This window comes from Kitasatospora sp. NPDC059160 (assembly GCF_042755465.1).
GTDB lineage: Bacteria > Actinomycetota > Actinomycetes > Streptomycetales > Streptomycetaceae > Kitasatospora.
Genome location: NZ_JBHZCN010000045.1, coordinates 1 through 11,782 on the forward strand (window position 1 = coordinate 1; position 11,782 = coordinate 11,782).

The window sequence follows — 11,782 nt, forward strand, 5'->3', positions numbered from 1 at the left end:
GGCCGCCCGAGGTCGTCGTCGTCCACCTCACCGGCGCGTACACCGCTACCGGGGAACCGGTGTACACAGATGAGGCGGGCGCATTCCGGGTGGCGATCGAAGGAGAGGTGGCCCGGCCGCTCACCGCGCTGCCGGGGCCCGGCCGCCATACCTGCCTACACGCCGTGCCACTGCCCTGACCGGATGCTCGCGGCCCTCGGCCGCTACAGCGTCACCGCCTCCACCCCGGCCGCTGGCGCCCTGCGCCCGCTGCGTGACCCGGACGTGGCCGGGCTCGGCCTGGATGAAGACGACCAGATGTAGGGCGCGCAAGCTAACTGGTGATGGCCGGTCCGGGCTGGATCTCATTCTGCTGGGATTGGGCGACGGGGAACGTCACGCCGGTGAGGTCTTCGGAGACGGCCCACAGCCGTTGCTGGACGGCTCTCTCGTACGACTGCGCGCTGGAGGCGGCAGCTGAGGGTCCAAGGGAGTCCCTGTCCCTGAGATCGCGAAGAAACTGACCATCAAGACCGGGACGAACGCAGGCAGGTCGACGTCGGTCGCCTCCCTGTACCGGGCACTCGCGGAAGCCGAGACCACCGCGGCCGACGACGGTCTGCCACTGCGACCCGGGCCCGTACGCATCCGGCGGCCCGATGGCTCGCTCACCCCCGAGGAGATCGACCTCCGCGAACGGCTCCAGGACCAGCCCCACCCGAACGCCGAGCTGCGGTAGTCGTGCCCACGACCTGCCCCGAACCCGTGATCACCGCCTTAGCGTTAACCGCTGTATCGGAGTCGTACGCCCTCTCGCGGCGTGAGCCCTGTGGCCTGCACTCGTACCTCAAGTTCTGCGGGTAGATGCCAGCCTTCGACGGTCGGCGCCATGTAGAGCCTGGCTTTGAGGCCGATCAGCAACTGGCGGCGGTGTTCCTGGTCGGCCTGGGTCCAGGCGTCGGCGAAGGTCTGGCCGGTTTCGACGTCGATCCACGCGGCGGGGCGTTGCGGAAGGGCGGCGAGGCGTCGGCGTTCGTCGACGAATACCTCGAGGGCTTCGGCGTACTCGTCGTCGCCACCTGGGTAGTCGAATAGGCCGCGACGCTTCTCCTCCCGAAGGTCCTTCATGGCCTGGGCGACGTGGTTCAGCTGCTCGGTGTGGTCCTCTCCAGGGACGAACCTGCGCACCGTCATGGCCAGGCCGCCGAGGCGCACCACCAGTGCCGCGACCGCGGCGGTGACCCGCTCTCCCTTGACGGACTGCCCCTTGCACGCCGGTTTCCCGGTCTTTCGCGCGCATCGGTAGTACTCGTAGATCCGACCGTTCCTTCGCCAGCTCGTTCCCGAACGACGACTCGCGGCCCTTGCGGTAGTCCAGGGTGATCCCGTCGTCGGTGAAGACCAGGACCTTGTGGTTCTCCTCCGCCCAATGCGCCACGTCCGCACAGTCCTTCGCGGACCGGAACGCCCGGTCCACCTTCGCCCACACCAACGCGTCCCACTCACCCTGCCGCTCGGTCAGCCACGGACCCAGGTCCGGACGCTTCCACGGCGTGACCTCCGCGGAGACGTCCAGATCCTCGAAGGACCCGACGATCTCCCACTCCTTCGCCAGCGCGTGCCGGGTCGCCGTCTCCGCCTGGATCAGGTGCGACACCTTGCCCTCGTTACCGTGCGTGTCCGAGACACGCGAACCCACCACCGCCCGAACCGGCGCCGAAGCCGTGATGATGCTCACAGGAGGTCCCCTACCGCCCAGGCCAGCAGGCACCCTCGAACAGGCTGCGCTCGAACGGGTGGACCTTTTTCGAAAAGGTGTCGTTCCGCTGGCGCATCGACCTCCAGGTCGCCACCCCGGGCCTCGCCGACAGGACCGTCGAGGCCTACGTCGAACGCGCCGCTTCCCACGCCGAGCGCTGGAGCGACCACGCGCCGGTGACCGTGGTGTTCGACCACCAGTTCTGACAGCTCTCCACGGGCAGGGCTCCCAGGAGACCGGGAGCCCTGCCCGGACATCTCGACCGCACCGACTCGGACAGCGGGCCGCCGGCCTTCCGGGCGTACGGGGCCGCCTCGCTGCCGCAGTGTCGGGTGGTCGTGCCGTCGTGGGCCCGGGAGCCCTTGGGGACGAGCCCGACGACGTCCAGGTCGGACGTCGCATCGGCGACCGTCGGCGCCAAGCCCGCCGCCGAGCCCGCCGCCAAGTCCGTCGGCACACCGAGCCCTTGCGCGTCAGCGTGCACGCCGTCCCGTACCGCTGGAGCGAGCCGTCCCCGGCCTCCACGCCCCAGGAGTCCGACCTACCGCCCCCGGCGTGGCAGATCGGCCCTCGTCAACTATCCTCCCGAATCAGCTTGTTGACGTGAGCACACCCGATTGTCTCGCCAAATTGCCCATTCGAGGCAGTACTTGATTATCGTTCACAGTACTCTCATATCGACGGGGATCGACCGGCGGCGACTCACGCAAACCCCCTCGGGCGAAACCCGCCCGCCACTCAATCCGGCTGTGGCACAGCGCATTTGATCACGGCCGTCGCACCGCCGGCCCGTCGGGGCGCGGAGGCCGGGCTCGGGACGATCAAGAACGTGCAGCATTCAATGAGCGCGTGCTCACGTGAGCCGGATCACGCGGAGCCCCCGACCGCCGAGCGGGGCGTCGCCGAGCCGATTGGCCTGCGCCCTGGGGATACTGGGGATCCTCGGCAGCCGGGCATCCCCTCGGCCGATGCGATCGCATGTCAGCGCGCCATACCAAGAGGTGCGCCGTCGATCCAGACCTTCTATCCCGACGATTTACAAGTATTCTGTCTCCAACCGTGCGGAAACTCTCCGGGACCGGTCCTGGGATCAAGGGGTTTCCGCCGGGCGGTCGAAGCGTTTTTCGTTACTGGGAGTGACTTATGGCGGATGGTCACACAATGGATTTCAGTGTCCTCGGCCCGTTAGCAGTACAGGCTGACGGAATATCGGTGAATCCGGGCTCGGCGCGCCAGCGGGCGGTATTGTCCGCCCTCCTCCTCACTCCGGGTCAGCCCGTGACGGCGGAGCAACTCGCCGAAGCCGTCTGGCCGAGGAATCCTCCGAACGACGTCATGACGAACCTGCACAGCTACGTGTCGAATCTCCGGCGGATCCTGGAGCCGAACCGGCCACCCCGCTGCCGCGACACCGTTCTGAGGCGCGAGCCGAACGGCTACGTACTGGCGGTGGACACCGACTGCATCGACGCGACGCTCTTCGAACGCCTTCTGCACGACGGCCGGCGGCTGCTCCAGGCGGGACTGCACCAGAAGGCCGGGCGGACGCTGGGGAGCGCATTGGCGCTGTGCCGGGGAACGGCCTACCCCGAGGTGAGCGACTACGCGCTCGGGGCCCAAGCGGCCGCACGCTTCGAGGAGTTGCGGCTGCTGGCACTGGAGAGCCTGTGGGAGGCGAGGCTGTCCGAAGCGCGGGACTACTCGGTGGTCGCCGCCGAACTACCGGCGCTCACCTCGCGATTCCCGACCCGGGAGCGGTTCAGCTGGCTGCTGATGAAGGCCCTGTACCGGTCCGGTCGGCGGGCCGACGCGATCGACGCGTACCACCGGACCCGACGGACCCTGGCGGACGAGTACGGCGTGGACCCGGGCGCCGAGTTGCAGGAGCTGTTCGGCTCGATCCTGCGCGGCGACCCCGTCGCGGGCTGCGCATGAGCACGCCGCGACGATAGGCCCCCGACGACGGCCCGGTGGCGACGGCTGACACAGCCGTCGCCACCGGGTCCGCTTTTTCGCCACCTCGATGACATGCTCATGCAATTTCGCTTGCCTTGCAGGCAACTCACGCTCGCGACCCGGGTTCCGCCCGCACTCCAAGACTCCTCCAAGTGGACTCCAAGTCGACTCCAAGTCACTGCCAAGATCATCCTGGCAGGCTCTCGGTCAACCGAGCCGCTGGATCGAGATGAGGCGTCGGCAGCCCTCTCGCCCGAGCCGCTGGGTGGACAGCGACCGCACGCATGCGGCACGCGCAGTAGCCGTCCGCTCCGCCGGACCGGCGAGCACATCAGGACCACGAGGAAAGCCGAGTAGCCAGTGCCGCAGACGAGTTGTGAGCACGACCCGGTCGCCGTCGTCGGGCTGTCCGGCCCGACGCCCGGAGCCGACAGCGACCAGCAGGGCTACGACGGCCCTGACGGCGGCCCCGCGTTCTTCGGGCTTCCGGCCGCCCTGGCCGCCGAACTCGGCCCCGCGGACTGGAGGTTGTCGGAGCTCGCCTGGAGCGCGCTGGAGGACGCCGGGATCCTCCCCGCCTCGCTGCGCGGAAGCCGAACCGGTGTCTTCCTCGCACCGTCGTCGCCGGACCGATCGGCGCAGCAGTCACCGCAGCACTCGCCGGAGCGCCTTGCCGCCATACTGGGCCTCCACGGCCCGCAGGCCGCTCCCGGACCGTCGGAAGCACCGGTGCAGGCCGCCGTCGCGCTCGCCGCGGAGGCGCTGCGCCGCGGGGAGTGCGACCTCGCCCTCGCCGGCGACGGCGGCACGGTCCTCGCCGTGCTCCGGCGGCTGCCCGACGCGCGACGCGACGGCGCCCGGGTCCTGGGTGTGGTCTCCTGCGGCCGACCCGCGTCCGGCCCGGGTGTCCTCGAACTGCTCGGCGCCGTACCGGCCGATCCCCCGGCAGCCCCCGGGGCACGGCCCGCCGCCCGGCCGCTCCTCGTCACGGAGCGCACACCCCTGGTCCTCTCCGCCCGCAGCGACGCCGCCCTGCGGGCCCAGGCGCAGGCGCTCCGCGAGCGGCTGGCGGCCGACCCGGGCCTCCGGCTCGCCGACGTCGGCCACTCGCTGTCCACCACCAGGACGGCGTTCGAGCAGCGCGCCGTCCTGGTCGCCGAGAACCGCGTGGACGCCCTGCACGGACTGCGGGCCGTCGCCGAGGGCGGGTTCGCGCCGTCACTCGTCCGCGGGACGGCGGACACCGGGCGCGGAGTCGTCTTCGTCTTCCCGGGCCAGGGCACGCAGTGGCGGGGCATGGCCCTCGACCTGCTGGAGTCCTCGGAGCTCTTCCGGGACCACATGAAGGCCTGTGAGGACGCCCTCGCACCGTACGTCCCGTGGTCACTGGCCGACGTGCTGCGCGAGGCCCCCGGCGCCCCCGCCCCGGTGGCGGTGGACGTCGTCCAACCCGTCCTGTTCGCCGTGATGGTCTCGCTCGCGGCGCTGTGGCGCGCCGCCGGCGTGGCACCGGCCGCCGTGGTGGGCGCCAGCCTGGGCGAGATCGCGGCCGCCCACGTCGCCGGTGCGCTCACCCTGGAGGAGGCCGCCCAGGTCGTGGCGCTGTGGAGCCGGTCGCAGGCCGCCGCAGCCGGACAGGGCGATCTGGCCTCCGTCCTGCTGCCCCGCGAACAGCTGGCGCCACGGCTCGCCCGGTGGCAGGGCCGACTCGTCGTCGCCGGGACCAACGGCCCGCGATCCACCCTGTTCTCCGGTGACCGGGGGGCCGTGGACGAGCTGCTGGCCGAACTGGCAGCCGAGGGGGTGCGGGCACGACGTCTGAGCAACGGACTCGCCGCACACTCCCCCGCACTCGGCCTCGACCGCGACGGCATCCTCGACGGCCTCGCCGCGATCCGCCCGCGCAGCTCCGCCGTACCGTTCTACTCCTCCTCGACCGGCGGGCTCCTGGACACCGCGGCCCTGGACGCCGCGTACTGGCTGCGGAACATCACCAGCGAGATCCGCTTCGAGGACGCCACCCGCGCGCTGCTGGCCCACGGGCACCGGCTCTTCCTGGAGGTGAGCCCGCACCCCGGCCTCCTCGGCGGCCTCCAGGAGACCCTGGACGACGAGGGTCTGACGGGCGGCGCCGTCGTCGTCGGCACCCTGCGCCGCGACCAGGGCGGGGCGGACCGGTTCCTCAGCTCGATGGCCGAACTGCACGTCCGAGGGGCCGCACCGGACTGGGCGGCCGCCCTCGGCGGATCCGGCGCACAGCGGGTCCCGCTGCCGACGTACCCGTTCCGCGCCGCCCGCCCGGACACCGCACGACCGGACACCGCCCGCGCGGGCGCCGTCGACGCGACCGCCGACCGGGCCCGCACCGCACCACAGGACTGGGTCCGTGACCTCGTCCGCGCCGAGATCACCGCGCTGTGCGGCCACGCGGCGGCCGCCACCCCCGAGGACCGGCCGCTCCGGGACCTCGGGTTCGACTCCGCCATGGCCGTCGAGCTGCGCAACCGGCTCATGGCGGCGACCGGTCTGGCCCTGCCCCTCACCCTGCTCTTCGACCACCCGACGCCGAAGGCCCTGAACCGCCACCTGCTCGCCCGGCTCACCGGAGAGGACGACGCCCCGGAGGCGGAGGCGACCGCCGACGGACAGCCGCCGGCCGTCGGCCACGACGCGGCCGGCGAGCAGGAGCCGATCGCGATCGTCGCGATGGCCTGCCGGTTCCCCGGCGAGGTCCGCAGCCCCGAACAGCTCTGGCGGCTCGTGGCGGACGGCCGCGACGCCGTCTCCTCGTTCCCCGACAACCGGGGCTGGGAGCTGGACTCGCTGTACGACCCCGACCCGTCCCGCAGCGGCCACACGTACACCCGTCAGGGCGGCTTCCTGCACGACGCCGACCGGTTCGACGCCGCCTTCTTCGGGATCAGCCCGCGCGAGGCGCTGGCGATGGACCCGCAGCAGCGGCTGCTGCTGGAGAGCTCCTGGGAGGCGTTCGAGCGGGCCGGCATCGCGCCGGAGTCCCTGCGCGGCAGCCGGACCGGCGTGTACGTCGGCGCGATGACCCAGGACTACGGGGCCCGCATGCACGAGGCGAGCGACCTCGTCGAAGGGCACGTCCTGACCGGCACCACCGTGAGCGTCCTGTCCGGCCGGCTGTCGTACGTATTCGGCCTGGAGGGCCCGGCGATCACGGTGGACACCGCGTGCTCCTCCTCGCTGGTCGCGCTCCACCTGGCCTGCCAGTCACTGCGCAGGGGCGAGTGCTCGACCGCCCTCGCCGGCGGCGCGGCGGTCATGGCCGCCCCCGGCATGTTCGTCGAGTTCAGCCGCCAACGCGGCCTCGCCCCCGACGGACGCTGCAAGGCCTTCGCAGCCGCCGCCGACGGCACCGGCTGGGGCGAGGGCGTCGGCGTCCTCCTACTGGAACGGCTCTCCGACGCCCAGCGCAACGGGCACCCGGTCCTCGCCGTCATCCGCGGCTCCGCCGTCAACCAGGACGGCGCCTCCAACGGGCTCTCCGCGCCCAACGGGCCGTCGCAGCAGCGGGTGATCCGGGCCGCCCTCGCGGACGCCCGGCTGGCCGCGGCCGACGTGGACGCGGTCGAGGCGCACGGCACCGGCACCCGACTGGGCGACCCGATCGAGGCGCAGGCCCTGCTCGCCACCTACGGACAGCAGCGGCCGGCCGAACGGCCGCTGCTGCTGGGCTCGTTGAAGTCCAACATCGGGCACACCCAGGCGGCCGCCGGGGTCGGCGGCGTGATCAAGATGGTGCTGGCGATGCGGCACGGCGTGCTGCCGCGCACGCTGCACGTCGACGAGCCCTCCCCGCACGTGGACTGGTCCTCCGGTGCCGTCGAACTGCTCACCGAGGCACGGGAATGGCCGGCCGGGGAGCGGACCCGACGAGCCGCCGTGTCCTCGTTCGGGATCAGCGGGACGAACGCGCACGTCATCCTGGAAGAGGCGCCCGCCGCCGAGGAGCCGACGCCCACGACACCCGCCCCGGCGGTCGTGCCGTGGGTGCTGTCCGCCCGGGACGAGCGGGCCCTGCGTGCCCAGGCCGAGCGGCTGCGGGCGGCGGTCGAGGCTCACCCGGAGTGGGAACCGGCCGCGGTGGCCGCAGCGCTGGTGTCGGGCCGGACCGTGTTCGAGCAGCGGGCGGTGGTGATCGGGCAGGACCGCGCGGAGTTGTTGAGCGGACTCATAGCCGTCGCCGAGGGGACCGCTCCCATCGGCAGCGGCAGCTTCGAGCGTCCGGTGTTCGTGTTCCCCGGACAGGGCTCGCAGTGGATCGGCATGGGCGCCGAACTCCTGGACACCTCACCCGTGTTCGCCGCCTCCATCGCCCGCTGCCAGGACGCCCTGGCCCCGCACATCGACTGGTCGTTGACGGACGCCCTGCGCGGCACCCTGGACCTCGCACGCGTCGACGTCGTCCAGCCCACCCTGTTCGCCGTCATGGTCGCCCTCGCCGAACTCTGGCAGTCCCTCGGCATCCACCCCGCCGCCGTGATCGGCCACTCCCAGGGCGAGATCGCCGCCGCCACCATCGCCGGCGCCCTCACCCTCGAAGACGGCGCACGGATCGCCGCCCTGCGCAGCCGCGCCATCCTCGCCATCAGCGGACAGGGCGGCATGGCGTCCATTCCCCTCGGCCACCAGGACACCGTCGAGCTGTTGAAGGCCTGGGAGGGACGGCTGAGCGTCGCCGCCCACAACGGCCCCACCACCACCGTCATCGCCGGCGACCACCACGCCCTCGACCAACTCCTCACCCACTGCGAGAACTCGGACATCCGCGCCCGCCGCATCGACGTCGACTACGCCTCCCACACCCACCACGTCGAACAACTCCGCGACCAGCTCGCCGAACAGCTCAGCGGCATCACCCCCAAACCCGCCGACATCCCCTTCTACTCCACCGTCACCGGCGAACGGATCGACACCACCCGCCTCGACGCGGACTACTGGTACACCAACCTCCGCCAGCCGGTCCTCCTCGAACCGACCCTCCGCGACCTCGCCACCCACGGTCACACCAGCTACCTCGAAATCAGCCCCCACCCCGTCCTCACCCCCGCCATCGAGGAAACCCTCGACACCGCAGCCCCCACCCTCGTGACCGGCACCCTCCGCCGGAACGAGGGCGGCCTCCGCCGACTGCTCACCTCGGCCGCCGCGATCCACACCCACGGCCGCCCCGTCGACTGGACGACCCTGCTCCCCACCGACGGTCCCCACCAGGTCGACCTGCCCACCTACCCCTTCCAGGGCGAACGCTTCTGGCTGACCGCACCCACGGCGGCCAATCCCCGCACCGCCGGACTCGACACCGCCGAGCACCCGCTGCTCGCCGCCGCCGTCCCGCTGCCGGACGACGAGGGCATGCTCCTCACCGGCCTGCTCTCCCTCACCACCCACCCCTGGCTCGCCGACCACGCCGTCTTCGGCACCGCGCTCCTCCCCGGCACCGCCCTCGTCGAACTCGCCCTCCACGCCGGCCGTCAGGTCGCCTGCGAGTACCTCGAAGAGCTGACGCTGGAAGCGCCGCTCGTCCTCCCCGAACAGCAGCCCGTCCGGTTCCAGGTCCGCGTCGGCGCGCCCGACGAGGCCGACCGACGCCCCGTCACCATCCACTCCGTCCGCCACTCCGCCCAGCACACCGGGGACGGCTGGACCAGGCACGCGACCGGGATTCTGGCAGTGGAGGGCCCGGGCCACGCAGCGACCACAGACGGGTCGCAGCCCTGGACAGCGACGCTCGATCCGGCCGACGCGCTCTACGACCGGCTGGCCGACGTCGGTTTCGACTACGGTCCGGCGTTCCAGGGCCTCCGGGCCGTCGGTCGGCACGGCAACGAGATCCTGGCCGAGGTCGCGCTCCCGCGCGAACGCCACGACGACCGCTTCGACCTGCACCCGGCCCTCCTGGACGCGGCCCTGCACGCCTGCCTGCTGGAGGGATCGGACGGCGTCCGCCTGCCGTTCGCCTGGTCCGACGTCGTCCTCCACCCCACGGCGGCCACCTCGCTGCGCGTCCGGCTCACCCCGACCGGCCCCGACACCGTCTCCCTCACCGCCACCGACGAGGCCGGAAGCCCGGTCGTCTCGGTCGGCTCGCTGACGCTGCGGCCGGTGACGCCCGAGCAGTTCAGCGCCGCCGCCCACGGCCGCCACCAGCCGCTGTACCAGGTGGACTGGGTACCGCTGCCGCCCGGTGCCGACGCACCCGACGAGGCGCCGTTCCTCCTGGGCGCCGACCACACCGACGACACCGACGAGACCCGCGACTCCGGCTACGCCGGCCCCGCCGATCTGCTCGCGATCCGGGCCCCGCTGCCGACCACGGTCGTGGCGGCCTTCGGGCCCGGGGTCGGAGCGTCCGTCGAGAACGTCCACGCGGCGGCCGGGCACACCCTGGACCTCGTCCGGGCCTGGCTCGACTCGGAGCGCTTCGCCGACGGCCGGCTCGTGCTGCTCACCCGTGGCGCCGTGGCGGTGGATCCGGCCGACGACGTCACGGACCTGGTCCACGCCCCGCTGTGGGGCCTGGTCCGCTCCGCCCAGTCGGAGAACCCCGGCCGCCTCGTGCTGGCCGACCTCGACGACCACCCCGACTCCTACCCGGCCCTGGTGCGGGCGCTCTCCTCGGCGGAACCCCGACTGGCAGAGCCCCAGTTGGCGGTACGCGAAGGCCGCGTTTCGGCCGCCCGGCTGGCCGTCGCGGCGCCCGGCGCAGCGGAGGCCCCGGCCCCGTTCGGCCCCGCCGGCACCGTGCTGGTGACCGGGGGCACCGGCCTGCTCGGCGGCCTGCTCGCCCGCCACCTGGTGACCCGGTACGGCGTGCGCCACCTGCTGCTCCTCAGCCGGCGGGGGCCCGACGCCGACGGTGCGGCCGAGCTGCGGGACGAACTCACGGCGGCGGGCGCCACGGTGACGGTCGCGGCGTGCGACACGGCCGACCGGGAGGCACTCGCCGCGGCCCTGGCCCAGGTGCCCGCCGAACAGCCGCTGGCCGCCGTGGTCCACACGGCGGGCATCCTGGACGACGGTGTGCTGACGGCCCTGACCCCCGACCGGGTGTCGGCCGTCCTGCGGCCCAAGGTCGACGCGGCGTGGCACCTCCACGAACTGACCCGCGGCAGCGACCTCCGCGCGTTCGTCCTCTTCTCCTCGGCCGCGGGCGTCCTGGGCCAGGCCGGCCAGTCGAGCTACTCGGCGGCCAACGCCTTCCTCGACGCCCTGGCGCAGCGGCGCCGCGCGGAGGGCCTGCCCGCGCACTCCCTGGCCTGGGGACTGTGGGCGGAGTCCAGCGGGATGACCGGCCACCTGGCCGAGGCCGACCTCCGCCGCCTGAGCCGTACGGGCCTCGCCCCCATGCCCTCCGACGAGGGACTCGCGCTCTTCGACGCGGCCCTGCGGACGGACCGCGCGGCGCTGGTGCCGGCCCGGCTGGACACCGCGGCCCTGCGGGTGCAGCCCGAGGTGCCACCGGTGCTCCGCGGCCTGGTCCGGGCCCCGAGGACGCGGGAGACGTCCGCCCCGCAGACCGGGACCTTCCGGCAGCGGTTCGCCGCTCTGGAGGCGCCCGCGCGCGGCCGCGCCCTGCTCGACGTGGTCCGGGCCCAGGTGGCGGCCGTGCTGGGCTACGCCTCTCCGGACCGGGTCGAACCCGATCGCGGCTTCCTCGACCTCGGCCTCGACTCCCTCACCGCGCTCGAACTGCGCAACCGGCTCGGCCGGGAGAGCGGCACCCGGCTGCCCGTCACCCTGATCTTCGACCACCCGACCCCGGCCGCGGTCGCCCGCCACCTGGAGAACGAGGTGTTCCCGGCCGACCGGACCGCGGAGGAAGCGGAGGAACCGGCACCCGATGAAGTCGACGAGGCCGAGTTCCGACGGGCCCTGGCGACGGTCCCGCTGGCCCGCTTCCAGGAGGCCGGGCTGGTCCGCACCCTCCTCCAACTCGCGGACCCGGCGGGCGAACCGGCGGACGCCGACGAGCCGGACCACGGCAGCGCCCTCGACACGATGGACCTGGACAGCCTCATCCGGGTCGCCCTCGGCGACAACTGATCACGCCGCACC

Annotated in this window: 4 protein-coding genes and 2 pseudogenes; 4 read left to right on the forward strand and 2 right to left on the reverse strand. The window is 73.0% G+C overall.

The genetic code is table 11. From position 1 onward, the window contains the following. The coding region (locus ACFXOZ_RS20560) for a DUF6296 family protein (protein ID WP_380591877.1) at positions 1-179 on the forward strand (179 nt) is incomplete at its 5' end. A 583-nt stretch (positions 180-762) separates the two neighbouring features. On the opposite strand, the gene ACFXOZ_RS20565 is transcribed toward ACFXOZ_RS20560, so the two are convergent. Beyond that, on the reverse strand, positions 763-1,197 hold the full coding sequence (locus ACFXOZ_RS20565; protein WP_380591881.1) for a hypothetical protein: 435 nt from the start codon (positions 1,195-1,197) through the stop codon (positions 763-765). A gap of 154 nt (positions 1,198-1,351) precedes the next feature. Further along, a pseudogene (locus tag ACFXOZ_RS20570) lies at positions 1,352-1,750 on the reverse strand (recombinase family protein); the annotation flags it as partial. Between the two features lie 56 nt (positions 1,751-1,806). On the opposite strand from ACFXOZ_RS20570, the pseudogene ACFXOZ_RS20575 reads away from it, so the two are divergent. The 3 genes and pseudogenes from ACFXOZ_RS20575 to ACFXOZ_RS20585 form a co-directional block, all read left to right on the forward strand. Further along, positions 1,807-1,944, forward strand: a pseudogene (locus tag ACFXOZ_RS20575) (exodeoxyribonuclease III); the annotation flags it as partial. A 955-nt stretch (positions 1,945-2,899) separates the two neighbouring features. Continuing rightward, positions 2,900-3,673: a BTAD domain-containing putative transcriptional regulator gene (locus ACFXOZ_RS20580; protein WP_380591853.1), complete on the forward strand. Its 774-nt coding sequence runs from the start codon at positions 2,900-2,902 to the stop codon at positions 3,671-3,673. Between the two features lie 381 nt (positions 3,674-4,054). Then, positions 4,055-11,770 (forward strand): SDR family NAD(P)-dependent oxidoreductase, encoded by a 7,716-nt coding sequence (locus ACFXOZ_RS20585; RefSeq protein WP_380591855.1) that lies wholly within the window; start codon positions 4,055-4,057, stop codon positions 11,768-11,770. The last annotated feature ends 12 nt before the right edge of the window (positions 11,771-11,782 follow it).